Annotated in this window: 23 protein-coding genes and 5 tRNA genes; all 28 read right to left on the bottom strand. The window is 65.1% G+C overall.

All coding sequences use genetic code 11. The features are described 5' to 3' along the window. Window positions 1-35: 35 nt before the first annotated feature. Window positions 36-2186: an elongation factor G gene (fusA, locus tag ABD53_RS01300; RefSeq protein WP_047863896.1), complete on the bottom strand. Its 2151-nt coding sequence runs from the start codon at window positions 2184-2186 to the stop codon at window positions 36-38. Window positions 2187-2194: 8 nt separating this feature from the next. Next, entirely contained in the window at window positions 2195-2665 is a 471-nt protein-coding gene (gene rpsG, locus ABD53_RS01295; RefSeq protein WP_047863895.1) for a 30S ribosomal protein S7, read from the bottom strand. Window positions 2666-2667: 2 nt separating this feature from the next. After that, window positions 2668-3042: a 30S ribosomal protein S12 gene (gene rpsL / locus ABD53_RS01290; protein WP_047863894.1), complete on the bottom strand. Its 375-nt coding sequence runs from the start codon at window positions 3040-3042 to the stop codon at window positions 2668-2670. A gap of 176 nt (window positions 3043-3218) precedes the next feature. Next, on the bottom strand, window positions 3219-7103 hold the full coding sequence (locus ABD53_RS01285; RefSeq protein ID WP_047863893.1) for a DNA-directed RNA polymerase subunit beta': 3885 nt from the start codon (window positions 7101-7103) through the stop codon (window positions 3219-3221). Window positions 7104-7107: 4 nt separating this feature from the next. Further along, a complete protein-coding gene (gene rpoB / locus ABD53_RS01280; protein WP_047864132.1) occupies window positions 7108-10476 on the bottom strand; it encodes a DNA-directed RNA polymerase subunit beta in 3369 nt (1122 codons plus the stop codon). 415 nt (window positions 10477-10891) lie between these two features. Next, complete coding sequence (gene rplL, locus ABD53_RS01275) at window positions 10892-11278, bottom strand: 50S ribosomal protein L7/L12 (protein ID WP_047863892.1); 387 nt, start codon at window positions 11276-11278, stop codon at window positions 10892-10894. 74 nt (window positions 11279-11352) lie between these two features. Further along, on the bottom strand, window positions 11353-11889 hold the full coding sequence (gene rplJ, locus ABD53_RS01270; protein ID WP_084709144.1) for a 50S ribosomal protein L10: 537 nt from the start codon (window positions 11887-11889) through the stop codon (window positions 11353-11355). Between the two features lie 253 nt (window positions 11890-12142). Continuing rightward, entirely contained in the window at window positions 12143-12832 is a 690-nt protein-coding gene (gene rplA, locus ABD53_RS01265) for a 50S ribosomal protein L1 (protein ID WP_047863891.1), read from the bottom strand. Continuing rightward, on the bottom strand, window positions 12825-13262 hold the full coding sequence (rplK, locus tag ABD53_RS01260) for a 50S ribosomal protein L11 (RefSeq protein ID WP_047863890.1): 438 nt from the start codon (window positions 13260-13262) through the stop codon (window positions 12825-12827). The genes rplA and rplK overlap by 8 nt, the downstream gene beginning before the upstream one ends. Window positions 13263-13319: 57 nt before the next feature. Beyond that, window positions 13320-13856 (bottom strand): transcription termination/antitermination protein NusG, encoded by a 537-nt coding sequence (nusG, locus tag ABD53_RS01255; RefSeq protein WP_047863889.1) that lies wholly within the window; start codon window positions 13854-13856, stop codon window positions 13320-13322. 80 nt (window positions 13857-13936) lie between these two features. Further along, window positions 13937-14209 carry a preprotein translocase subunit SecE gene (gene secE, locus ABD53_RS01250; RefSeq protein WP_047863888.1) on the bottom strand — a complete coding sequence of 91 codons (273 nt, stop codon included), beginning with the start codon at window positions 14207-14209 and terminating at the stop codon, window positions 13937-13939. Window positions 14210-14257: 48 nt separating this feature from the next. Further along, window positions 14258-14330, bottom strand: a tRNA-Trp gene (locus ABD53_RS01245). Window positions 14331-14356: 26 nt separating this feature from the next. Then, a complete protein-coding gene (gene rpmG / locus ABD53_RS16315) occupies window positions 14357-14506 on the bottom strand; it encodes a 50S ribosomal protein L33 (protein ID WP_084709142.1) in 150 nt (49 codons plus the stop codon). Between the two features lie 82 nt (window positions 14507-14588). Then, on the bottom strand, window positions 14589-15791 hold the full coding sequence (gene tuf / locus ABD53_RS01240) for an elongation factor Tu (protein WP_047863887.1): 1203 nt from the start codon (window positions 15789-15791) through the stop codon (window positions 14589-14591). Between the two features lie 53 nt (window positions 15792-15844). Then, a tRNA-Met gene (locus ABD53_RS01235) sits at window positions 15845-15918 on the bottom strand. A gap of 67 nt (window positions 15919-15985) precedes the next feature. After that, window positions 15986-16057 (bottom strand) — tRNA-Thr (locus ABD53_RS01230). A gap of 18 nt (window positions 16058-16075) precedes the next feature. Continuing rightward, window positions 16076-16157: transfer RNA gene (locus tag ABD53_RS01225), tRNA-Tyr, on the bottom strand. Between the two features lie 112 nt (window positions 16158-16269). Then, the gene (locus tag ABD53_RS01220) at window positions 16270-16569 is read right to left on the bottom strand and encodes a hypothetical protein (RefSeq protein ID WP_047863886.1); all 300 of its coding nucleotides are present in this window, start codon (window positions 16567-16569) and stop codon (window positions 16270-16272) included. A gap of 372 nt (window positions 16570-16941) precedes the next feature. Next, window positions 16942-17013, bottom strand: a tRNA-Thr gene (locus tag ABD53_RS01215). A gap of 21 nt (window positions 17014-17034) precedes the next feature. Then, a complete protein-coding gene (locus tag ABD53_RS01210) occupies window positions 17035-17568 on the bottom strand; it encodes an NYN domain-containing protein (RefSeq protein WP_047863885.1) in 534 nt (177 codons plus the stop codon). 9 nt (window positions 17569-17577) lie between these two features. After that, entirely contained in the window at window positions 17578-18276 is a 699-nt protein-coding gene (gene rlmB, locus ABD53_RS01205; protein ID WP_047863884.1) for a 23S rRNA (guanosine(2251)-2'-O)-methyltransferase RlmB, read from the bottom strand. Window positions 18277-18338: 62 nt separating this feature from the next. Beyond that, window positions 18339-19811, bottom strand: coding sequence for a cysteine--tRNA ligase (gene cysS, locus ABD53_RS01200; protein WP_047863883.1), 1473 nt, complete (start codon window positions 19809-19811; stop codon window positions 18339-18341). Then, window positions 19808-21112, bottom strand: a complete 1305-nt coding sequence (locus ABD53_RS01195; RefSeq protein WP_047863882.1) for a glutamate--tRNA ligase — start codon at window positions 21110-21112, stop codon at window positions 19808-19810. Before ABD53_RS01195 ends, cysS begins: the two co-directional genes overlap by 4 nt. Before the next feature lie 9 nt (window positions 21113-21121). Continuing rightward, the gene (locus ABD53_RS01190; protein WP_047863881.1) at window positions 21122-21484 is read right to left on the bottom strand and encodes a cupin domain-containing protein; all 363 of its coding nucleotides are present in this window, start codon (window positions 21482-21484) and stop codon (window positions 21122-21124) included. Continuing rightward, window positions 21481-21966: a 2-C-methyl-D-erythritol 2,4-cyclodiphosphate synthase gene (gene ispF, locus ABD53_RS01185; RefSeq protein ID WP_047863880.1), complete on the bottom strand. Its 486-nt coding sequence runs from the start codon at window positions 21964-21966 to the stop codon at window positions 21481-21483. Before ispF ends, ABD53_RS01190 begins: the two co-directional genes overlap by 4 nt. Continuing rightward, the gene (gene ispD / locus ABD53_RS01180; RefSeq protein WP_053057534.1) at window positions 21963-22661 is read right to left on the bottom strand and encodes a 2-C-methyl-D-erythritol 4-phosphate cytidylyltransferase; all 699 of its coding nucleotides are present in this window, start codon (window positions 22659-22661) and stop codon (window positions 21963-21965) included. Before ispD ends, ispF begins: the two co-directional genes overlap by 4 nt. Window positions 22662-22699: 38 nt before the next feature. Continuing rightward, window positions 22700-23782, bottom strand: coding sequence for a DNA integrity scanning diadenylate cyclase DisA (disA, locus tag ABD53_RS01175; RefSeq protein WP_047863879.1), 1083 nt, complete (start codon window positions 23780-23782; stop codon window positions 22700-22702). Next, window positions 23779-25233 carry a DNA repair protein RadA gene (gene radA / locus ABD53_RS01170; RefSeq protein ID WP_047863878.1) on the bottom strand — a complete coding sequence of 485 codons (1455 nt, stop codon included), beginning with the start codon at window positions 25231-25233 and terminating at the stop codon, window positions 23779-23781. The genes disA and radA overlap by 4 nt, the downstream gene beginning before the upstream one ends. Window positions 25234-25242 lie beyond the last annotated feature (9 nt).

Below are 25242 nucleotides of genomic sequence, written 5' to 3'. Positions count from 1 at the left end.
GAGCTTCCGCCCCACGCCGCCGAAATACCCGCCTGCTACTCCTTGGCGATCTCCGCGGCGATGCTCTTGGGCACCTCCTCGTAGCTCGCGAACTGCATGCTGAACGTGGCCCTACCCTGGGTCTTGGAGCGCACGGTGGTCGCGTAGCCGAACATCTCGGACAGCGGCACCTTGGCGTTGATGACCTGGCTGTTGCCCCGGGTGTCGGTGCCCTGGATCTGGCCGCGACGACCCGACAGGTCGCCCATCACGTCGCCCATGAAGTCCTCGGGCGCGACGACCTCCACGTCCATCACCGGCTCCAGCAGCACCGGGTTGGCTCGCTTGAGAGCCTCCCGGGTAGCCATCGAGCCAGCGATGTGGAAGGCCTGCTCGTTGGAGTCCACCTCATGGAAGGAGCCGTCTACCAGCTCCACCTTGGCGTCCACCACCGGATAACCGGCAACGGGGCCGCTGCCCATAGCCTCCTCGATGCCTTTGCCGACGCTGCCGATGTACTCGCGCGGGATGACGCCGCCCACGATCTTGTCCACGAAGGCGAAGCCGCCCTCCTCGTTGAACTCGAGGTTGATGACGGCGTGGCCGTACTGGCCGCGGCCACCGGTCTGCCGCACGAAGCGGCCCTCGACGCCCTCGGTGCGCTTGCGCACGGTCTCCCGGTACGCGACCTGCGGGCGGCCGATGTTTGCGTCAACCTTGAACTCCCTCAGGAGCCGGTCGAGGATGATCTCCAGGTGGAGCTCGCCCATGCCGCTGATGATGGTCTGGCCCGTCTCTTCATCCGTCTGCACGGTAAAGGTCGGGTCCTCCTCGGCCAGCCGCGAAAGCGCGACGGTCAGCTTCTCCTGCTCGGCCTTGGTCTTGGGCTCGATGGCCTGCGAGATGACCGGCTCCGGGAAGACCATCTGCTCCAGCACCGGCTGATCCGGGTCGTCCACGCTAACCAGCGTGTCGCCGGTTCCGGTATCCGACAGGCCGATCGCGCCTACCAGCTCACCGGCATACACCTCGTCGCGCTGCTCGCGCGAGTTGGAGTGCATCTGCAAGAGACGCCCGATGCGCTCGCGCTTACCCTTGGTCGTGTTCATCACGTACGAGCCGGCCTTGAGTGTACCGGAGTACACCCGCATGTAGGTCAGCTTGCCTACGTGGGGGTCGGATTGCACCTTGAACGCGAGCGCGGAGACGGAGGCGTTCTCGTCGGCCTCGCGCTCGACCTCCTCGCCATCCTGGTTGAAGCCGGAGACGGGGGGAACGTCCAGCGGGCTCGGCATGTAGTCGATGACGCCGTCCATCAGGGGCTGCACACCCTTGTTCTTGAAGGCGGAGCCGCAGAACACGGGAACCATCGTGAGCTCCAGAGTCGCCTTGCGGATCGCCCGCCGCAGCGCCTCGGTCTCTATCTCCTCACCTTCGAGGTAGAGGTTCATAACCTCTTCGTCCTGGTCGGAGACGGCTTCGAGCAGCCGCTCCCGGTACTCCTCGGCGAGGGTGCGCATATCTTCGGGGATCTCGGCGTACTCCCACTCGGTGCCCATGTCGTCCTTGTACATGATGGCGCTCATGCTCACGAGGTCTATAAGACCCTGGAGATCGGACTCGGCACCAATGGGAAGCTGAACCGGCACCGCGTTTGCCCCGAGCCTATCCACCATCGTATCCACGGCCTTGTAGAAGTCCGCCCCGATACGGTCCATCTTGTTCACGAACGCGAGCCGCGGCACGCCGTACTTGTCGGCCTGCCGCCACACGTTCTCCGACTGGGGCTCCACGCCCGCAACCGAGTCGAACAGCGCGATCGCCCCGTCCAGCACCCGCAAGGAACGCTCTACCTCGACGGTGAAGTCCACGTGCCCGGGCGTGTCTATGATGTTTATGCGGTGCTCTTCGGGGATGCGGCTGGCGAGCACGTCGCCGGCGCCGGCCTTACCGCCCTTGCCGGAGCCCTCGATGCCGCCCCAGAACACGGTGGTCGCGGCACTCGTAATGGTGATGCCGCGCTCACGCTCCTGGGACATCCAGTCCATGATGGCGTTGCCGTCATGGACCTCGCCCAGCTTGTGGGTGAGACCGGAGTAGAGCAAGATGCGCTCGGTCGTCGTGGTCTTGCCCGCGTCGATGTGGGCCATGATCCCGATATTCCGGACCCGGCGTAGCGGGGTCTTCTTCGTAGTAGATACTGCCATGTTTTAAATCACCACCTGTAATGAGCGAAGGCGCGGTTTGCCTCCGCCATCCTGTGCGTGTCGTCCTTGCGCTTGACCGTCGTGCCGGTGTTGTCCTTGGCGTCGAGGAGCTCCCCGGCGAGCCGGCGGCCCATCGTCTTCTCCCGGCGGTTGCGGGCGTAGCTGACCAGCCAGCGCAGCGCGAGCGTGTTCGCCCGGCGCGGGTTGACCTCTACCGGCACCTGATAGGTCGCGCCGCCAACGCGGCGACTGCGGACCTCAAGGCGCGGCTTGGAGTTCTCCAGCGCGCTGTTGAGTACCTCGACCGGCTCCGAACCGCTACGCTCCTCGACCAGCGCGAGCGCGTCGTAGACTATGCGCTCGGCGACGCTCTTCTTGCCGTCGACCATGATCTTGTTGACCATCTGCGTAACGGTAACGCTGCCGTAGACGGGATCCGGCTCGATCTTCTTCTTCGGGGGTGCTGCTCTGCGCGGCATCTCTAGCTCCTCGGCCTCTTGGTCCCATACTTCGAACGGCTGCTACGGCGGTTGTTCACCCCGAGGGTATCCAGCGCGCCGCGCACCACCTTGTAGCGCACACCCGGCAGGTCCTTCACCCGGCCGCCACGCACCAGCACCACCGAATGCTCCTGGAGGTTGTGGCCCTCGCCCGGCACGTAAGCCGTGACCTCGGTGCCGTTTACCAGCCTCACGCGGGCGATCTTCCGCAACGCGGAGTTCGGCTTCTTCGGCGTGGTGGTAGACACGCGGGTGCAAACCCCGCGCTTCTGGGGCGAGCCGTTGAGAGCCGGCGTCGCCGTCTTTTTCGTCTGGCTCTCCCGCTCGTTGCGTACGAGCTGATGGGTCGTCGGCATGGCCGCACCTTCCTTTCCGTCTCCCGCCGGCAGTCTTCTAAAAACCGTCGGTAAAATTAAAAGATTTATCTACGCAGAATTACGCGCCGCAGCCCGGAGACCCTCTATCGAGGACCTTCCGGGGAGCAGCCTACTCGAAAAGTAACTACTCGTAACCGCGACGCGTTATTCTAGGCTCAGGAAGCTACTATGTCAAGGTCTTCCGTGTTCTGCGTCTCGTAGCCATCCACGGTCACGGCGAGCTGCCGGTAGTGCGACAGCCCGGTGGCGGCCGGGATCAGCTTCCCGATTATCACGTTCTCCTTCAGGCCGTTGAGCCCGTCGGACTTGCCCTCGATTGCGGCGTCGGTCAGCACCCGAGCCGTCTCCTGGAACGAGGCCGCCGAGAGGAAGCTGTCGGTGGCGAGCGAGGCCTTGGTGATGCCCATCAGTACGGTGTGTCCCGTTGCGGGCTGGCCGTCCTGCTCCTCTATTTTGGCGTTCTCGTCGCGCAGGGTGAAGCGGTCCACGACCTGCTCGGGGAGGAAGCCGGTATCGCCCGGCTCGTCTATAACGACCTTGCGCAGCATCTGGCGCACCACGACCTCGATGTGCTTGTCGTGGATATCCACGCCCTGGGACTGGTAGACCCGCTGCACCTCCTCGACCAGGTAGCGCTCGGTCTGGGTGGCGTCCCTGTCATGGCGCAGGTCTGCCTCGAGGATCTCGTGCGGATACACCGAGCCCTCCGTGATAGCGGTGCCGGCCAGTATCTCCGCGCCCTCGTAGATGCCGTCCCGGATGAGCTGACGCTCGACCCGGTATTCCCGGCTTTCGGTACCGTCGGCGGAGGTTATGACCACCTTGGCCATCCACTCGGTGTCGGTCTCCTCGATGGTGACGGAGCCGTCTATCCCGGCGACGGTTGACTCGGCCTTCGGGTGCCGGGCCTCGAAAAGCTCGACGACCCTCGGCAGGCCCGCGGTGATGTCCTCGCCGGCGACACCGCCGGTGTGGAAGGTACGCATGGTGAGCTGGGTGCCCGGCTCGCCAATGGACTGGGCCGCGATGATGCCGACGGCCTCGCCGACGTCCACCGGACGATAGGTCGAGAGCGACCGGCCGTAGCAGTGCTGGCAGACGCCCTGGGCGTTCTCGCACTTGGCCGGGGTGCGCATGGAGATGATGGTCTCCCGTGGCAGCTCCTCGCGCCAGCCCTCGACGATCTTGCGCGTCACGTCGAGCCCGGCCTCGGCCACCACCTCGCCCGTCTCCGGGTTTACGAGGTCCCGAGCCAGGAAGCGGCTCGCGATGGAGTCGTTGCCGTCGCCGTTTGGCAGGTAGAGCGGCAGATCCACGTAGTCCTCGGTGCCGCAGTCCTCGCTGGTAACGACCACGTCCTGGGATACGTCCACCAGACGGCGGGTCAGGTAACCGGAGTCCGCCGTACGCAGGGCAGTGTCGGCCTGGCCCTTCCGCGCGCCGTGGGTGGAGGTGAAGTACTCCAGCACCGAGAGGCCCTCCATGAAGTTGGACTTCACGGGCTCGTCGATGATCTCACCCTTGGTGTTGGTCATAAGACCACGCATGCCGGCGAGCTGGGTGATCTGGGAGTAGTTACCCCGGGCACCGGAGTTGGCCATCATGGTTACCGGGTTAAGCCTCCAGAGGTTGCCCTTCATCGCCTCCTCGACCTCGTTCTTGGCCTCGGTCCACAGACCGATAACCCGCTCGAAACGCTCCTCGTCGGAGATGAAGCCCTGGTCCCACTGCTCCTCGATCTCGTTCACGAGGCCCTCGTAGCGGTTCAGGATCTCGGCCTTCTGCTCCGGCACGACGATGTCGTTCTTGCCGACGGAGATCCCGGCCTGGGTAGCGATGTGGAACCCGACGTTCTTGAGCGTATCCAGCAGGTGGCTTACAAGCTCGGTCGGGTACCGGTCCACGTACTCGGCGACGAGGTCCTTGATCTCACCCTTCTTCAACATGTGATTCAGGAACGGATAGTCGTCCGGGTCGTAGGACTCACCGAGGTAGCCCCGCAGGGTGTACTCGATGTTGTCGTTGAAGATCGCCCGCCCGAGCGTGGTCTCGATCCTCTCGCCCGTGCTCTGCCGCCGGAACAGCACCTTATCGTGCAGCTTCAGGCTGCCCTCACGGTATGCGCCCTCGGCCTCGTCGTAGCTCGCGATGAACGCCTTGGGCTCCTGCTCCTCGAAGTCGTCCTCGGCGTAGGTTATGTAGTACAGCCCGAGCACCATGTCCTGCGACGGCACCGCTATCGGGAAGCCGTTGGAGGGCTGGAGGATGTTCTGGGTCGAGAGCATCAGGATGCGGGCCTCTGCCTGGGCCTCCGGCGAGAGCGGCACGTGTACCGCCATCTGGTCGCCGTCGAAGTCGGCGTTGAAAGCCGCGCACACTAGCGGATGCACCTGCACCGCCTTGCCCTCCACGAGCACCGGCTCAAAGGCCTGGATGCCGAGACGGTGCAGCGTCGGGGCCCGGTTGAGCATCACGGGATGCTCCTTGATCACGTCCTCCAGGACGTCCCACACCTCGGGCCGCAGGCGCTCGACCATCTGCTTTGCGCTGCGGATGTTCGGGGCCAAAGCCCGATCCACCAGCACCTTCATCACGAACGGCTTGAACAGCTCCACGGCCATCAGCCGCGGCAGTCCGCACTGGTGCATCTGCAGGTTCGGGCCGACCACGATCACGGACCGCCCGGAGTAGTCCACGCGCTTTCCGAGCAGGTTCTGGCGGAACCGGCCCTGCTTGCCCTTGAGCATGTCCGAGAGGGACTTCAGCGGCCGGTTGCCCGCGCCGGTGACGGCGCGCCCGCGGCGGCCGTTGTCGAACAGCGCGTCCACGGCCTCCTGCAGCATCCGCTTCTCGTTGTTCACGATCACGTCCGGCGCGCCCAGGTCCAGGAGCCGCTTGAGGCGGTTGTTGCGGTTGATACCCCGCCGGTACAGGTCGTTCAGGTCCGAGGTGGCGAACCTGCCGCCGTCGAGCTGCACCATCGGGCGCAGGTCCGGCGGCAAGACCGGTACGGCCTCCATGATCATCCACGCCGGGTCGTTGCCGCTCTGGTTGAAGGCGTCCACGACCTTGAGGCGCTTGATGGCCTTCTGGCGCTTCTGGCCCTTGGCACTGCGCACGGTCTCGCGCAGCTCCTCGACCTCCTCGCCGAGGTCCACCTGGCTCACGAGGTCCCGCACGGACTCTGCGCCCATGCCGCCCCGGAAGTACGTACCAAAGCCGAACTCGTCGCCGAAGCGGTCCTTCATCTCGCGGAAGAGCTCCTCGTCGTCCACGATCTCGCGCGGCTCCAGGGTCTGGAAGCTCTCCCAGGCACGCCTCGTAAGCTCGATCTGGTCGTTCACCGACCGCTCGATGTCGGCGGCGGCCTCCTCGGCCTCCTTGTAGACCTTCTGGATCGCCTTCTCCCGATCCTCCTCGGGGATGTCGGCGTACTCCTCGGTCAGCTCGTCCGGAGAGGACTCTCCGTTTATGACGCTCTCGCGCTTGGTGCGCAGCGCCTGGGAGGACATGATCTCCTCGTCGCGCTCGGTCTCCAGAGTCTGGAGCTCGGTCTCGACCTGCTCACGCAGGCTGTCTATGTCGTTTGCCCGAGCCTCCCGGTCTACCCAGGTGACGATGGAGCTCGCGAAGTACAGCACCCGGTCGAGATCCTTGGGGCTGATGTCGAGCAAGTATCCCATCCGGCTCGGCACGCCCTTCACGAACCACACGTGCGCTATGGGAGCGGCGAGCTCGATGTGGCCCATGCGGTCCCGGCGGACGCGGGCCCGGGTGACCTCCACCCCGCACCGCTCGCAGATGATGCCCTTGAAGCGGATGCGCTTGTACTTGCCGCAGTAGCACTCCCAGTCCTTGGAGGGACCGAAGATTCGCTCGCAGAACAGGCCATCCTTCTCCGGGCGCAGGGTCCGGTAGTTGATGGTCTCGGGCTTGGTGACCTCCCCGCGAGACCACTCGCGGATCTCGTCCGCAGAGGTCAGCCCAATGGAGATCTCCTCCAGCTTGTTTATGTCTATGTCGCGCTCAAGACCCTGCAACTCTTTACATACCTCCCTGTGCGCCCTGCACGAAAGTATCCGGCGTATCGTCTATGTCGCCCGTGGGCTCCTCGCGGCTGAGGTTTATGCCGAGAGCCTTGGCGGCCTCGTCCCAGTCGGTCTGGTCGTGATCCGTGGCCGCGGCCTCGGTGTTGTACACCGGCTTTACCGACAGCCCGAGCGACTGCATCTCCTTCAGCAAGACCTTGAAGCTCGCTGGCACTCCCGGTTCCGGGATGTTCTCGCCCTTTACGATGGACTCGTAGCTCTTCACACGGCCCACGCGGTCATCGCTCTTGATGGTCAGTAGCTCCTGCAGGGTGTGCGCCGCGCCGTAGGCTTCGAGCGCCCACACCTCCATCTCGCCGAACCGCTGCCCACCGAACTGCGCCTTACCGCCCAGCGGCTGCTGGGTCACGAGCGAGTACGGACCGGTGGAGCGGGCGTGGATCTTGTCGTCCACGAGGTGAGACAGCTTCAGTATGTACATGTAGCCGACCGAGATCCGCCCGTCGAATGGCTCGCCGGTGCGCCCGTCGTAAAGCGTCACCTTGCCGCCGCGGCCCATGCCGACGCCGTGGCCGTTCTCGTTTGCGTTGACCTTCTCCAGCGCCTCGTCTATATCCGTAACGCTCGCACCGCTGAACACGGGTGTGGAGACGAACTCGGGCTCTCCCCCGTTCTCGCCCAGACCCCGGCTCGCGGCCCACCCGAGGTGGGTCTCCAGGATCTGGCCGATGTTCATGCGGCTCGGCACGCCCAAGGGCGACAGGAGCACGTCAACCGGCTCACCGTTCTCCATGTACGGCATGTCTTCCTCGGGCACGATCTTTGAGATGACGCCCTTGTTGCCGTGACGGCCGGCGAGCTTGTCGCCCTCCGCGATCTTGCGCTTCTTGGCGACGAAGACCCGGACCTGCTCGTTCACGCCGGGCTGTAGCTCGTCGCCCTCCTCGCGGCCGAAGCGCTTCACGTCGATTACGACGCCGCCCTCGCCGTGAGGCACCTTGAGGGAAGAGTCCTTCACCTCGCGAGCCTTCTCGCCGAAGATTGCGCGCAGCAGCTTCTCCTCCGGGGTGGGCTCGGACTCGCCCTTGGGCGTAACCTTGCCGACGAGCACGTCGCCGGAGTTGACCTCGGCCCCGATGCGGATGATGCCCTCGGAGTCGAGGTTCATCAGCACGTCGTCGCTCGCATTGGGGATGTCACGGGTGACCTCCTCGGGGCCGAGCTTGGTGTCCCGGGCCTGGAGCTCGTACTCCTCGATATGTATGGAGGTCAGCACGTCATCCTTGACGATCCTTTCGCTGATGACGATCGCGTCCTCGAAGTTGTAGCCCTCCCACGGCATGAACGCGACACGGAGGTTCTTGCCCAGCGCGAGCTCGCCCTGGTCGGTCGAGGAACCGTCGGCCAGGATGGTTCCGGGCTCCACGGTCTCACCCTCGCTCACGAGCGGGCGCTGGTTGACGCAGGTGCCCTGGTTGGAGCGGCGGAACTTGCGCATGATGTGCTGATCCAGACCGCCATCCTCGCGGCGTACCTCGACCTTGTCCGCGATCACGCGCTCCACCGTACCGGCGCTCCGGGACAGCGTGACGTCGCCGGTATCCGCGGCGGCCCGGAACTCCATGCCGGTCCCGACGTACGGGGCCTCGCTCCTGAGTAGCGGCACGGCCTGACGCTGCATGTTCGCGCCCATTAACGCCCGGCTAGCGTCGTCGTGCTCCAGGAACGGGATCAGCGCCGTACCAACCGACACCGTCTGCAAGGAGGCCACGTCCATATAATCCACGGCGTCCGGCGGCACGGTCGAGACGTCTCCGCCCCGGGTACGGGCCAGGACCTGCTCCTCGAGTATCCGTCCGGTCTCGTCGTCTATCTTCGTGTTGGCCTGGGCGACGGTGTACTCCTCCTCCTCGTCCGCGGAGAGGAACAACACCTCGTCGGTGACCACGCCGTCCTCGACCTTGCGGTACGGGGTCTGGAGGAAGCCATACCGATCCACGGCGGCGAAGGTCGAGAGCTGGCCTATGAGCCCGATGTTCGGGCCCTCCGGAGTCTCGATGGGGCACATCCGGCCGTAGTGAGTCGGATGCACGTCGCGCACCTCGATCGGGGCCCGCTCCCGCGACAGACCTCCCGCGCCCATCGCCGACAGCCGCCTCCTGTGAGACAGGCCGGCCAGGGTGTTGGTCTGGTCCATGAACTGCGAGAGCTGGGAGGAGCCGAAGAACTCCTTGATCGCGCTGGAGACCGGCTTGGTGTTCACCACGCTCTGCGGCGTGATGGAGTCCGTATCCTGGGTGGTCATCCGCTCGCGCACGACCCGCTCCATGCGGTACATGCCGATGCGGAAAGCCTCCTGCACCAGCTCACCCACCGTCCTCAGACGCCGGTTGCCGAAGTGCTCGTACTCGTCGAGCAGGTGCCGGTTGCGGTCGTAGTTGACCCGGCCGAACTCCTCGTCCTCGGCGAACTCGCCCGCCGTCTCTATGAGACGCTTCAGCAGCCCCTCGACGTCCTCTATCGTCAGGGTGTGGGTCTCTTCGTCTATATCCAAGCCGAGCTTCTTGTTGACCTTGTAGCGGCCGACCTCCGAGAGATCGTAGCGCTTGGGGTCGAAAAAGAGCCCGTCCACGAGGTTCTGCGCGTTCTCCAGGTTCACCGGCTCGCCGGGACGCTGCCTGCGGAATACCTCCAGCAGCGCCTCTTCCCGAGACGGGGTGTCGTCGCGCTCCAGCGTGTTGCGGATGAGCCACGAGTCGTCGAACCTGCTGAGTAGCTCCTCAGGGCCGCCCATGTCGAGCGCCTTGAGCAAGACGCTCACGGGCAGCTTGCGCTTGCGGTCGATGCGGACCGAGATAAAGCCCTTGGCCTCCACCTCGAACTCCAGCCACGAGCCACGTGACGGCATCAGGCTCGCGGTCAGGACCTGCTTGGTGACATCCTTCGGCTCCATGATATAGGCGCCCGGCGAACGCACGAGCTGGGTCACCACGACCCGCTCGGTGCCGTTGATGATAAACGTGCCGGACTCCGTCATGAGCGGGAACTCGCCCATGAACACGTCCTGCTCCCTGAGCTCACCCGTCTCCTTGACTATGAAACGAACCTTCACGAAGAGCGCGGCCGCGTAGGTCTTGTCCTTGGTGACGCACTCCTCTACGGTGTTCTCCGGCGGCTCGAAGTACGACTCTCCGAACTCCACCGCATACGAGCCCGTGTAGTCCTCTATGGGAGAGATATCGGCCAGCGTCTGGGCGATACCGTGATCCGTGAACTTCTTAAAAGACTCTATCTGTATATCTATGAGAGCGGGCAGTTGAAACTCCGCCTGCATCCGGGCATAAGGATGCCGGTTGCGGCGCATGATAGGGGTCACCAAATTAGCGCTCCTCCGGGATGATTGTTGAAGAACGGCCTGACACGCAATCTAATATCTTACCCCTGGTGGAGGAGTAAGTCAAGACGAGAACCACATGTGGGACAGAATAATTTTGCGTCGGCTCCACCTTCCGGTTTCCACCAACGGGGCGGAATATAGCATAGCTGTTACGCGGGCGCCAGTGGCGGCAGGCCCCCAATTTTCATAGCACCCGGAGCGTCCGGATGTCGGGCCCGGCTGCCGCCTCTCTACGCGGGATTATCCGGCGAGCCATCCCGAACAACGCAGGCTGCGACGGGGCGGGGCAGGCGGCAGGCACTAAAAGAGCGGCGCTCCTCATCGAGGAGTGCCGCTCGAAGCGTGGCGGTTTTATCGACCGCCGGGAGCTTTGGGCCGGTGGCTACTTGAGCTCTACCGTCGCGCCGGCCTCCTCTAGCTTGCCCTTGAGCTCGTCGGCGTCCTCCTTGGAGAGCGCCTCCTTGACGGTGTTCGGGGCCTCGTCCACCAGGGCCTTGGCCTCCTTGAGGCCGAGCCCGGTCGCGCCCCGGACCTCCTTGATGACCTGGATCTTCTTCGCCCCGCCGTCGTTGATGACGACGTCGAACTCGGTCTGCTCCTCCTCGGCGGCCGCAGAGCCGCCACCGTCACCACCGGCGGCGCCGACGGCGGGGGCCACGGCGGTGGCCGATACGCCGAAGCGCTCCTCCAGCTTGGACACGAGCTCCGAAAGCTCGAGGACGCTCATGTTCTCGATGGTCTCCATCAACTCTTCCTGGTTTACAGCCATTCTCTAACCTCCTGGTTATTCCTGTTTATCCGACTTCTCTTGACTACTACTTACTACAGACCGCAAGCGGGAGACTAGGACTCCCCCGATTCCCGCTTCTGCTCTGCGACCTGGCCGAGCGCGATCACGAACCCCTGCACGGTGTTGTTCAACGCCGTAACGAGGCCCGTAAGCGGCGAGGCGACGCCGCCCACCACCTGGGCGATGAGCTGATCCCGGCCCGGCAGGCGCGAGAGCGCCACGACCTGCTGGCTGTCCAGCAGCTTGCCATCGTCCAGCAGGCCGCCCTTCAGATCGAAGGTCTCCACCCGGCCCGCGAACTCGGCCATGAGCTTCGCGCTCACCACTGGGTCCTGCGAAAATGCTATCGCGGTCGGCCCCGAGAGGTGCTCGGAGATCTGCTCCACCCCGGCGGCGTCCGCCGCCCGCAGCGCCAGGGTGTTCTTGGCGACGACGAAGTCTATACCGGCCTCGCGGCTCCGCTTGCGCAGCTCATCGCTCTGGGCGACGTTGATGCCCTTGTAGTCCACGAGCACCGCTGCGTTGGATCTCATTTTCTCTGTGAGATCCTCTATTACCCTGGCCTTCTCTTCCCGGCTCTGGCTACCCAATCTCTGCTCCTCAGCCCGCTCTCTACGAAGTGACGCACAAGAGACCCCGGGGCCGCAGGCTCCCGGGGTCTCTAGAGATTCCCGTTGGTCCGCCTCGCCGGGTCTAACCCGGCCTTGGCGGGACCGCTCTGCGACCTCGACCGGGCGCCCGTACCACTTTCGGCTTTAAGCCCCGCACTCGGGGCCCCGGCTGTCTTTGGCCTCTATTAGTCTTTTTAACCGCTAGCCGCCCGCTAGGACGAACCCCGGGATATTACTCCTTCTCGACGTTCGGGTCAACCTTCACGGACGGGCCCATCGTGGTGCTCAGGTTTACCGCCTTGAAGTACCGGCCCTTGACCGCCGAGGGCCGCGCCCGCTGCAGCTCGTCGCGCAGGGCAAAGTAGTTCTCAACCAGGTCATCGAGCTCGAACGACTTCTTGCCCAGCAGGCTGTGGATGATGCCGTAGCGATCAACACGGTACTCGACCTTGCCGCGGCTGAACTCCTCCACGGTGCGCCCGATCTCCTGCGTCACCGTACCGCTCTTTGGGTTCGGCATCAGGCCGCGCGGCCCGAGTACCTGACCCAGCTTGCCCACGACCGACATCTGATCCGGCGAGGCCACAGCCACGTCGAAGTCCATATAGCCCTCGTCCCGGATTCGGGCGGCCAGATCGTCCGTGCCAACGACCACCGCTCCGGCCTCCTCGGCCTCGCGGGCCTGCTCGCCGGCGGCGAACACCGCGACCCGGCGGCTCTTTCCGGTCCCGTTGGGCAGCATTATGGTGCCGCGCACCATCTGCTCGGCCCGGCGCGGATCGAGGTTCAGGTTCATGTGGGCCTCGAAGCTCTCGTCGAACTTCGCGCCGTCCAGGCCCTTTAGAAGCTCCAGCGCCTCCCGGGGTGGGTACAGCCTCTCGGCGTCTATCTGCGACTTCTGCTCCAGCAGCTTCTTACCCATTTACCGTTATCCCCATGCTCTTGGCCGACCCTTCGACGATCCTGGCCGCCCCGTCGAGGTCGGCGGCGTTGAGGTCGGGCATCTTGGTCCGTGCTATCTCCTCGATCTGCTCCCGCGAGACGCTCCCGACCTTGTCGCGGTGAGCCTCGCCACTGCCCCGATCTATCCCGGCAGCCTGCTTCAGGAGGTACGTCGCCGGCGGGGTCTTGGTGATAAAGGTGAACGAGCGGTCGCCGTAGACCGTGATCTCGACCGGTATGACCTGGCCCATCTGGTCCCGGGTGGCGTCGTTGAACTGCTTGACGAACTCCCCGATGTTCACCTGGGCCTGACCCAGAGCCGGGCCGACCGGCGGGGCCGGGTTCGCCTGCCCGCCCCGTACCTGGAGCTTGAGTTTTCTTACTACTTGCCTGCCGCGCCCTCTACCCATACTAGAACCTCATTCCTCTGTTCATCCTCTATTCTCTACTCCGAACGGCCCGGCTCGCTAGAGCTTCGAGACCTGATTGAACGACAGCTCCACCGGCGTCTCCCGTCCGAAGATGGAAACCATGACCTTAAGCCGTGACTGGTCCACGTTGATGTCCGAGATGGCGCCCTCGAAGTCCGCGAGCGGCCCGGAGACGACCTTCACGGTCTCTCCCACCTCATAGTCTACCGTGGTCCTGACCTTCTCCCGGCTCTCGGCGGCCTCTTCCGGGTGCAGCAGACGCTCCACCTCGCCACGAGACAGCGGCATCGGCTTGTCGCCCGCGCCCACGATCTGGGTAACGCCCGGCGTCTGGCGCACGAGCCTCCAGGTGTCGTCGTTCATGTCCATGTTCACCAGGATGTAGCCCGGGAACTGGCGATGAACCTTCTCCTCCTTCTTACCGTCCTTGTTCATCTCCATCACCCGTTCGGTCGGGATCTGGATCTCCCCGAAGTAGCGGCCTATGCCGAAGGACTCGACCCGGCGCTCCATCGTCGTGCGCACCTTGTTCTCGTGCCCCGAGTATGTATTTACGACGTACCACTTCTTCAAAACGAGCTACTCCTAGTCAACCTCGGCCAACCCCGTCACCCGGGCTCCGGTAGTCCACAAACCCGCGCACTACCCGAGACCTACGCGAAGATCAATCGAGCAAGATTCTGGAACACGAGATCCCAGGCGGCCACGTAGAGGCCAAGAGTGGTCACGATTATCAGTACCACCGCCGTGCTCTGCCGGAGCTGCTCTCGATCCGGCCAGTTGACCTTCTTCAGCTCGGTGCGAACGGCCTTGGCGAACTGGATGGGGCCGCGCTGACCCCGTCCTTGCTGCCCGCGCCCTTTCTGCTGCTGCGCCTTCTTTCCGCCTTTTGCATTGGCGGCGTTCGAGCCGCGACCTCTACCCATCGTTCCCTCGCCTGGTGCGCTTTTCGGGGGTATACATATCCAGCGTAGCAGGGCAGGAGGGACTCGAACCCCCGGCCTGCGGTTTTGGAGACCGCTGCTCTTCCAACTGAGCTACTGCCCTATACAGCCCTGAAGTACAGGGCTCCGCTATCTGGTCTCCCTGTGGGCCGTATGATGCCGGCACCACGGGCAAAACTTTTGTAGCTGGATGCGATCCGGGTTATTACGCCGGTTCTTACGGCTACTGTAGTTCCGGCGCTTACACTCGTCACAAGCCAGCGTTACCAATTGTCGCACAACTCTCCTCTCGCTTAAAGGGCGGGGCGTAGAAGCCCCGCCCCCGCAACACCGCTCTTTTGGGTAACTTACTTCGGGTGGCTTACTCTACTATTTCGGTAACGACGCCGGCACCCACGGTCCTGCCACCCTCGCGGATGGCGAAGTTTAGCCCCTCGTCCATCGCTATCGGAGAGATGAGCTCCACGTTCATCACCGTGTTGTCTCCGGGCATCACCATCTCCACACCTTCTTCGAGGGTGATCTCACCCGTAACATCAGTAGTCCTGAAGTAGAACTGCGGCCTGTAGTTAGAAAAGAACGGCGTATGACGTCCGCCCTCTTCTTTAGACAAGACGTAAACCTCGGCCTTGAACTTCGTGTGCGGCGTTATCGAGCCGGGCTTTGCCAGTACCTGCCCGCGCTCTATGTCGTCCCTTCTAACGCCTCTTAGTAGAGCACCGATGTTGTCTCCGGCCTCTGCGCTGTCCATGGACTTGTTGAACATCTCCACACCGGTAACGACCGTCTTGTTGGTGTTGTTTATCCCGACGATCTCTACCTGATCGTTTAGCTTTACCGTGCCCTGCTCTACTCTTCCAGTGGCCACCGTCCCGCGGCCCTGGATGGTAAAGACGTCCTCTACCGGCAAGAGGAACGGACGGTCCACACCGCGCTCGGGCTCGGGGATGTAGGAGTCCATGGCCTCTGCCAGCTGCGTTATGGCCGGCTCCCCGTACTCTCCGGTGTCTCCGTCCAGGGAGCTGAGGGCGGAGCCCACTACTATCGGGATGTCGTCCCCGGGGAAGTCGTACTCCGTTAGTAGCTCCCTGACCTCTAGCTCTACGAGCTCCAGTAGCTCGGGGTCGTCTACCATGTCTGCCTTGTTGAGGAACACCACGATAGACGGTACTCCTACCTGCCTTGCGAGCAGGATGTGCTCGCGGGTCTGGGGCATCGGGCCGTCGGCTGCCGATACTACCAGGATCGCCCCGTCCATCTGCGCCGCGCCCGTGATCATGTTTTTGACGTAGTCGGCGTGACCCGGGCAGTCCACGTGGGCGTAGTGGCGGGCGTCCGTGGCGTACTCCTGGTGAGAAGTGGCGATGGTGATGCCGCGCTGCTTCTCCTCGGGGGCGTTGTCTATCTGATCAAAGGCCACCGAGCGGTTCGCCGGGTCGTTGGGGTACTTCTCCGAGAGTACCTTCGTAATAGCAGCCGTCAGCGTTGTCTTGCCGTGGTCCACGTGGCCTATCGTGCCCACGTTTAGGTGCGGCTTGTTCCTCTCAAACTTGCCTCTCGACATCCCGGTAGCCCTTTCTTGCTTTTTTAGCGAACCTACGAACCTGCTGCCCGGAGTAGCGGTGACAGGACTCGAACCTGTGACACGCGGATTATGATTCCGCTGCTCTAACCAGCTGAGCTACACCGCCGCGCCTCCGTGCCGCAGCTTGTTACGAGATCTAAGCCGCCGACGCAATGCGTCGCGGCGAGATCCAGAGCCCCCGATCGGATTTGAACCGATGACCCCTTCCTTACCATGGAAGTGCTCTACCACTGAGCTACAGGGGCGTATGCTGCGCGATGCTGTGGGGGCGGAAGGATTCGAACCTTCGAAGGCTGAGCCGACAGGTTTACAGCCTGTTCCCTTTGGCCACTCGGGCACACCCCCAGGGCACGCCTATTTAAGCGCACTTTCGAGCGCCCGGATATGTTAGCAAACGCCGCCGAGTTTTCAACAGGGTTAAAAAGCGTGATGACCCGGAGCTATCCAACTTTCAATACTAGCCAGCCGCCAGTACCCCGACAACCCAGCTCGCCAAGACCGCGCCGACCATGACCCCTACTACGAGCAACGCGACCCGATTTCTACGCCACTCTCCGGACCATTCCCTCAAATGTTCTCTGAGAGAGTCCCTAAGCTCCTCGTTGAACGCTAGCGTTAAAGAGGCGCTAACGACACCTACAGCCCCTAGTAGCTCATAGATCCAGAACGACTCACCGCCAGATGGATAGAGAAAAGCTACGACGATCCCGAGCAGAGCGAAAAAGAGCGCCGACAACACGATCTTCAACCTCTGCATTCCTACTCCCCTCTTAAAGATAGGGTGAGATCAGTACACCAGTAGCCCATAACATCAAGATGGCGCAAATAATGGTCCCGACCACTAGCAAAGCGAACCGGTTTCTCTTCAGCTCGGCTCTGCGCTCTCTGGCGGCGCTCCGGGTAAAGGGAGTAGGTCTCGATATGATCACTATAAGAAACCCAGCCGTCCCTAGAGAGCTAGCTACTACCTCAGTCCAGGACCACGTTATATCTAAGAGGTGTAATAAGATCAGCTTAGAGCTTATGGCGAGTACCGGCAGTAGCAGAAATAGAGTTGCCAACGCCCATACCCGAGCTTCGGTCTTCTCGTCCATAAGCAGACCTCACGCTATAAATAACGGTTGCGGAGAGCCCGGGAAGGGATTCGAACCCCCGGCCTGCCGCTTACAAGGCGGCTGCTCTACCACTGAGCTACCCGGGCTTGGGGAGCCTGAACCCCGGATTATAGCTCAGGATCTCCCCGTCCCTCATCTTCCTCTTCCGTCTTTCTCCGGATGCGCTCCAGCGACATCCGGGCGTCGGGCGAGAGGTGGTCCGAGATCCTGCTGCGGTACGAGGCGGATGGCCTGCTGGTAAGCGCGGGCAGCTCGTCGAGCAGCGCGGCGAACTCCGCCGGGGTGGCGCGGCGGGCCCCCCGGGCAAGCGCCGTCCTCTGCAGTGCGAAGTCGGCGGTGTACACGGTGAGATCCCCTTCGAGCCGGCCCGCGAGACGCTCTATCACGTCGTCAGCGGAGTCCCGGGCCGCGCTGTACACCACGCGCACCGCTCCCCCGGCCAACGACTGGCTTTTCTCCGGCTCCGGGCTGCCGTGGGCGTCGAAGACGAGGAATATCTCACGTCCGGTCCAGCCGGAGGCCTTGAGGGCGTCGTTCACGAGCTGCTCGCGGGCGCTGTCGAAGCCGGACTCCGCCGGCTCGCGGTAGCGGTCCAGAGCCCCGATCAGGTTGTAACCATCGAGGATGAGGTAGGAGGGCACGCTAGCCTCTCAACCCCGCTGGTCTCTTTGCCGCCGCGCCTCGTACAGCAGAACGGCGGCCGCCACGGAGACGTTTAGCGAGGAGACGGAGCCGAGCATCGGGATGGCGATAGCCCCGTCACAGCCCTCGCGGACCAGACGCCGGATGCCCGAGCCCTCACTACCCAGCACGAGCGCGGCGGGACCTGCGAGGTCGACATCCGCCGGCTGGCTACCACCGGGCTCGCTCGCGTAGACCCAGACTCCGGCCTTCTTCATCCGGTCCAGGGCGCGGCGCAGGTTGGTCTCGCGCGCCACCCGCACGTGCTCGCTCGCCCCCGCGCTGGCCTTTACCGCCACGGGCGTGACCCCGGCGGCCCGGTCCTTCGGGATCACCACCCCGGTCGCCCCGGCTCCGTCGGCGGCGCGCAGGATGGCGCCCAGATTACGCGGGTCCTCCACCCCGTCCAGCACCAGGAGCAGCGGCTCCGGCACGGCCAACAGCTCGTCCAGCCCGGAGTACGGGTACGGCTCCACGCGGGCGGCGACGCCCTGATGCGCGGCCTCACCCGCGGCCTCCTCGATACGACCCTTCGACACGCTAACGAGCTTCACCCCGGCGGTCTCGGCGGCGGCCTCGACCTCCCGGCTCTCGACCGAGACGAGCACCTCGCGGACGCGGCGCCGACCGCTACGCAACGCCTCGATCACGGGCCGGATACCGTGGATAAACTCCTCTTTGGGCTCCTTACGCTCTTTAGCGGGCTTCGGTTTGGGAGACTTAGAGATGATCAGACCCCGCCGCGCCCGACGAACGGCCCCTCGGGTGAATCCTCAACGATCCAACCCTCAGCAGCCAGCTCGTCGCGCAGACGATCCGCGGTCCCGAAGTCCTTGCGCCTGCGGGAGTGCTCCCGGCGGGCGACCCTCTCCAGAACGTCCTGCCGGGGCTCTTCTTCATAGCGAACCATCACGTGATGCTGACCGGTGTCGTCATCGCCGTTCAAGAGCACGTCGCTCCTAAACTCTTCGCCGAGGTCCAGCCCGAGAACGCCGAATATGTCCTCAAGAGCCTCTTTTAGAGAGGCGAACTCTTCAGCAGCTCCGGGCCGTGTGGAGATCTCCTGCCCCGCCTGCCGGGCCGCCTCGAAGACTGCGGCGAGGGCCTCCGGCGTGTTCAGGTCGTCCTGCATCGCCGAGTCGAACTTCCGCCGCATGTCCGCGGCGAGCTTCGCGGATAGATCCGAGTCGCCCCTGGACCCCGAGAGCGAGCGGTACAGCCGCACGAGCCGCACGTAGGAGCGGCGTTTCTCGGCCAGGATGTCCTCGGAGTACTCGATTGGCTGGGAGTAGTGGCTCTGCAGAACCCACATCCTCACGGCGTTGCGGCCGTGACGTTCCACCACCTCGTCTACCCCGAGTATGTTGCCGGTGGACTTCGCCATCTTGCCTTCGGAGAAGCCGACCATTCCGTGGTGGGCCCAGGCGCGGACGAACTCCCGTTCCGGGTGGGCGCAGCGGCTCTGGGCCCGCTCGTTCTCGTGGTGGGGGAAGCGCAGGTCCGAGCCGCCGCCGTGGATATCGGCGCCGCCGGGCAGGTGCTTCTCGACCATCGCCGAGCACTCCAGATGCCAGCCGGGCCGTCCCGTGCCCCACGGGCTCTCCCACGAAGGCTCCCCAGGCTTGGAGCCTTTCCACAGCGTAAAGTCCAGCGGGCTGCGCTTGTGCTCCGCTGCGCCGGAGTCGGCTCCCTCTTCCGGGCCGCGCATCTCGTCGGGGCGTTGTTTGCTGAGGGCCCCGTACTCGGGGTAGCTCTCGACGGCGAAGTACACGTCGCCGTTTCCGGGCGCGTAGGCGTGGCCGCCCTGTATAAGCTCCTCGATCAGCGCGATCATCTCGGGCACGTACTCCGTGGCGCGGGGCTCGACGTCGGGCCGGGCGACGCCGAGGAGGTCCAGGGTCTCGTGGAAGGACTCCGTGTAGCGGGCGACGATCTCCTCCCAGGAGACACCCTCTTCGGCGGCGCGGGCCAGGATCTTGTCCTCTATGTCCGTGATGTTCTGGACGTGGCGCACCTCGTAGCCACGTCCGCGCAGATAGCGCACCACCGAGTCCCAGAATACGGGCGCCCGGGCGTTTCCGACGTGGATGTGATCGTAGACCGTCGGGCCGCAGACGTAGAGCCCGATGCTCCCGTCCCGTCCGACCTCGACCGGCTCGCCACTTAGCGTGTCACGTACAAAGATGCTCGCGTCTGTGCTCATGCCCGCAGTCTAGCCTGTCTCGCCGACTCTATCCTCCGCCGCGACTCCTCCGTCCCGAGCGCCGCCACCGGATACGCCAGCTCCGGCCCCCGGTCCCGACCGGTCAGCGCGAGCCGCAGCGGGTGCAGCACCTCCCGGGTCTTGAGGCCGCGCTCTTTCGCCCAGCCCCTCATCGCCGCCACGAACTCCCGGCCGTCTCCGAGCGTCTCGGGATGCCGCACCGCCAACTCTTCCCCGGCGCGCTCGAAGACCTCCCCGCTCGCCGACGGCAGATCGTACGCGAAGGAAGCGGGCTCCACCTCCCCTATAAGCTCTTCCAGCAGGCGCGGCGCGTCGGCCAGTGTACGCATCTCCTGCTGCAGGGCTTCGACGGCCACGGCCTCGCGGCCCGCGGGCAGCGGCCATTCGAGAAACGGCTGTACACGCCGGGCGAGCTCGGCCACGGGGAGGGACCGGATCAGGGCGGCGTTCAGCGAGAGTAGACGCTCCGGATCGAAGGTGGCCGGGCTGGCTCCGAGCCGCGACGGGTCCCACTCCCGCGCAAGCTCTTCGAGGCTCTCGAACTCCTCCCGACCCTCGGGATGGCTCCAGCCGAGCAGGGCCAGGTGGGAGACGAGCGCCTCGGGAAGATAGCCCGCCGCCCGGTACTCCGCCACGGACGCCCCGCCCTCGCGCTTTGAGAGCTTCTTGCCGTCGGGACCGAGGATCAGACCCAGATGCAAAAACTCCGGCCCCGGCAGTCCGAGCGCCCGGTAAATCTGCACCTGACGCGCCGTGTTCGAGAGGTGCTCTTCGCCCCGGATCACGTGCGTAATCCTCATCTCGGAGTCGTCCGCGGCGGCGGCGAAGTTGTAGGCCGGGCTACCGTCAGATTTCACGAGCACGAAGTCCTCGACCGCCGCGAAGGTTACCTCGCCGTGCAAGACGTCCAGAAAGCTCCCGCGGCGCTCGGGCGGACGCAGATAGGTCGCCGTGCGTCCCGCCTCGTCTGCGGCCTCGTAGGTCAGGCCAAGATCGCGCAGCCGCCCCAGGTAACGGTCATATACCGCCCCGCGCCCGCTCTGGCGGTACGGCCCCTCGTCGAACTCCAGGCCGATCCACTTCAGGTCGCGGCGCTGGGACTCCTCGAAACGCGGGTCGCTGCGCTCCCGGTCCGTGTCCTCGACGCGCAGGATGAGCGAGCCGCCATGATAGCGGGCGAACAGGTAGTTAAAGAGCGCGGTACGCGCACCGCCGACGTGAAGCTCCCCCGTCGGGCTCGGGGCGAAGCGGAGCCTGACACCCGGCTCGCTAGCGGGCATCGGTGTAGCCTAGATCCACTCGGTCTCCGCCGTGAGCTCCCCGCCGGACTCGCCGGTATTTACAGCCGAGGCGGGCTCGAAGAGGAGCACGTGAACCTCCTCCTCAGCGACCGGACGGTGCTCCACCCTACGCGGCACCACCAGCATCTCACCTTCTTCCAGTGTCACCCGGCCGTCGCGGAACTCGATGACTAGCTCTCCCCCGACCACCAGGAACAGCTCGTCCTCCTCGTCGTGGTGATGCCAGACGAACTCGCCTCCGAGCTTCGCGAGCTTGACGTGCTGGCCGTTTAGCTCGCCCACGATCTTCGGGCTCCAGAGTTCTTCGAACAGGGAGAGCTTATCCGAGAGATTTACCTTATCCGGGATCATCCGGCGCCCTCCAGAAGGCACACGGCCTGGGCGGCTATACCCTCTCCCCGGCCCGTGAACCCGAGCCGCTCGGTGGTCGTGCCGCGCACTCCGACCTGGCTCGGCTCGACGCCCAAAGCGCCCGCGAGCCGCTCCCGCATCCGGGTGCGGTGGTCCCGGATCTTTGGCCGCTCGCAGACGACGACCGCGTCCACGTTCGCCAACCGCCAGCCGTCTCCGACCATCTTCCCAACCTCTCGCAGCAGCTCGATGGAGTCCGCGTCGCGGTAACGCTCGTCGGTGTCGGGGAAGTAGTGGCCGATGTCCTCCAGGCCAGCCGCGCCCAGCAGGGCGTCCGTGATGGCGTGGGCGAGCACGTCGGCGTCGGAGTGGCCCGCGAGGCCGCGGTCGTGCGGTATCTCGACACCGCCGAGCACGAGGGCCCGACCCGCTCCGGGCTCGGCGAAGGCGTGCACGTCGTAGCCGGTTCCGACCCGGTTCACCCGGCGACCCCCCGCCCCGCCTCCGCGAGCCGGGCCTGCAGGATTGCGCGGGCGAAGATGAGATCCTCCGGCGAGGTGAGCTTTATGTTGGTCCGCTCACCCTCGACCACGCGGACCACGCCGCCCCGCATCTCGATCAGCGAGGCGTCGTCGGTGACCCGCTCCAGGGCCTCGCCGGACTCCCGGTACGCCTCACGCAGCGGCCCGAGCCGGAACGACTGCGGGGTCTGTACGGCCTGCAGGCGGGAGCGATCCAGCGTCTCGCGCACCACGCCCTCTCTAACCTCCTTTACCGTGTCCGGGACGGGCAGGGCCGGTATCACGCCGTCGGGAATAGGGTCCGAGGCGGCAGCCACGACGCGCTCGATGAGATCCCGCGTAACCAGGCACCGGGAGCCGTCGTGGACGAGCACCAGCGTATCCTCGGGCTCGTCCACCATTCCGAGGCCCTCGATCGCCGACCCCGGACGGTTCTCACCCGGTGCGGCGCACCCAGCGTAGCGCGAGATACCGGCCTCTTCGGCCAGCGGCCCTACCCGGGCGGCGTCCCCGACGACGTAGATCCCGTCCACACCCGCGGCCTCCTCGAAGGCGCGCAGGGTGTAGGAAAGCGCGGGCTCGCCGAGCAGGTCGATAAACTGCTTGGGACGGCCCATCCTGCTCCCGGTGCCCCCGGCCAGCACGAGGGCGACCACCTTTACTGTCTCTGTCCCCGACGTCTCCCGCAAGGCGGCTAGAAGGGTTCCCCGGAGGTCTGCAGGCTGCGCTCGCGCTTCAGGCCGCGCCGGATCGCCTTCGCCCGCGCCTGTCCGACGCCTTCCACATCGTCAAGCTCCTGTTCGCTGGCGTCGAGCAGACCCTCCAGAGAGCCGAACTCCTCTATAAGACGCTCCGATACCCGGCGCGGCAGGCGCGGCACCCGCACGAGCTGCCGGAAGCCCCGGGGCTTAACGAAAATCTCCTCTGACTGACCCACGGAGCCGTGGCCGAGTAGCTGCGTGATCTGCATCGCGTCCGAGAGTTCCTCGGCGGTGAACCTCCTCAGCCGCTCGCCTACCTCCCCGGCGTCCACCCCCTCGGCCACGTAGTCGCGCAGAAGGGCGTCGTACTGCTCGGGCACGTTGTGGAAAGCCTGGCCGAGCTGCATCTCGATCAGACGCCCCTCACGCCCGAGCTCGCGGACGTAGGCCTCGATCTCCTCGGCGATGCGGATGGAGTACTCGAAGGTGCCGATGGCCGCGACGACCTCGCGCAGGGCCACGGCCCCATCGTACTCGTGCAGGGTCAGCGTCCGGGCCTCCTCGTTCAGGCGGTGGGTGAACTTCTCCAGCGTGGCGAGCGCGGAGTTCGCCTTGGAGAGCACCACGCCGATGTCTTCGAGGACGTGCGGCCCCTGACGGCCCCGGTACAGGCTGACCACCCGCCGGCGCTCGGAGACGGCGACTACGAGATCCCCGGTCTGCTGCGCGGCGCGATGGGCGGCCAGGTGGCGCATCCCGGTCTCCGAGGACTCCAGGGACGGGTCCGGGGCGAGCTGGGCGTTGGCGTAGTGGATGGTCGAGAGATCCGGCGACACCACAAGCGCGCCGTCCATCTTCGCCATTTCGTACAGCCGCATCGGGGCGAAGTCGCAGTCGACCTTTATACCGCTGGAGATCACGCCCAACCGCTCCAGCTTATTCGGGTTGGAGATCACGATAAGCGCCCCGTTCGAGGCCCGGATAATGTTGTCTATGCCGTCCCTGAGCCCCGTACCCGGCGAGACTATCGCGAGCGCGTCGGAGATCTCGGGTGTCAGCTTCCTGCGCGAGGTCATGCCAGCGCCGCCTCAACGGCCTCGCCGAGCGTCCCCGTCTCGACCACCTCGATCCCCCTCCGTCCGCTTTCTCCACTCCCGCCGCTCTTACCGCTCTTACCTCTGGGCCCTCCGGTGCTCCCGTTAGACCCCCCGGACTTCTCCGAGCCTGCCCCGCGCGGCCCTATTATACGCGTGAAGCCCATCTTTATTAGCTCGCCGACCCGGCGGCTGCCACCGGACACGAACCTCACGTCCCCGGTCAGCCCGACCTCCCCGAAGCACGCCGTCCCGCCCTGCACGGGCTTGTCCCGGAAAGCCGAGGCGACGGCCAGGGCAACCCCGAGATCCACCGCCGGCTCCTCCACCCGGACCCCGCCGGTAACGTTCGCGTACACGTCGTGGTCCGAGAGCCTAAGCCCGGCGCGGCGGGCGAGCACGGCGCACAGCATGTTCACCCGCCCGGTATCCAGCCCGTTCGCCACCCGGCGCGGCACGGCGAGCGGGCTCGGGGCGACGAGACTCTCTATCTCCACCAGCATCGGCCGCGTACCCTCCAGCACGCACACGGTAACCACACCCGGCGGCACCCCGCCCTCGCGGTTTGAGAGGAAGAACGCCGACGGGTCCTCGACCTCGACCATCCCCCGGTCGCTCATCTCGAAGACCCCGACCTCGTTCGTGGAGCCGAAGCGGTTCTTCAGCGCTCGCAGCACCCGGAAGCTCTGGAAACGGTCGCCCTCGAACTGCAGCACCGTATCCACCATGTGCTCCAGCACCCGCGGCCCGGCGATGGAGCCCTCTTTCGTAACGTGCCCAACGAGTACGACCGCCGTACCCTGAGACTTGCCGAGCCGCATCAGGCGCGCCGCCGACTCCCGCACCTGCCCGACGCTGCCCGGCGCTCCCGCGAGCTCCGGCGAGTAGAGCGTCTGCACAGAGTCCACCACCACGACCTCGGGCTGCTCCTCGGCGATGGTCGCCTCTATAACGTCCACGTCGGTCTCGGCAAGCACCCGGAACCCGCTCTTCTCGACCCCGAGCCTGCGGGCCGAGAGGGAGACCTGCCGGGGCGACTCCTCGCCGGAGACCATCAGGCAACGCCCACCGAGCTCGCCCATCATCTGCAGCAGCAGCGTGCTCTTGCCCACGCCGGGCTCCCCGCCGACGAGTAGCAGAGAGCCCGGCACCACGCCGCCGCCCAAAACCCGGTCGAGCTCGCCGACGCCGGTCCCGACCCTCTTCTCGTCTTCGGCCCCGACCTCGTCTAGCGTCTTTGTCTGAGCCGGGGCGCGCTTCGGCGCGCCGTTACCCTCCGCACCGGCGACCCGGGAGGCGAAGCCCGACACCTTGCGCTCGGCCTTCGCCTCCTCGACCAGGGTGCTCCATTCGCCGCACTCCGGGCAACGCCCGTGCCACTTCGGCTCGGAGTGCCCGCAGTTCGAGCATACGTATACAGTCTTCGCAGCCATAGGGAGATT

Source organism: Rubrobacter aplysinae (assembly GCF_001029505.1).
In the GTDB taxonomy this organism is placed as follows: Bacteria; Actinomycetota; Rubrobacteria; order Rubrobacterales; family Rubrobacteraceae; genus Rubrobacter_A; species Rubrobacter_A aplysinae.
This window is presented reverse-complemented; position numbering and strand designations above follow the sequence as displayed.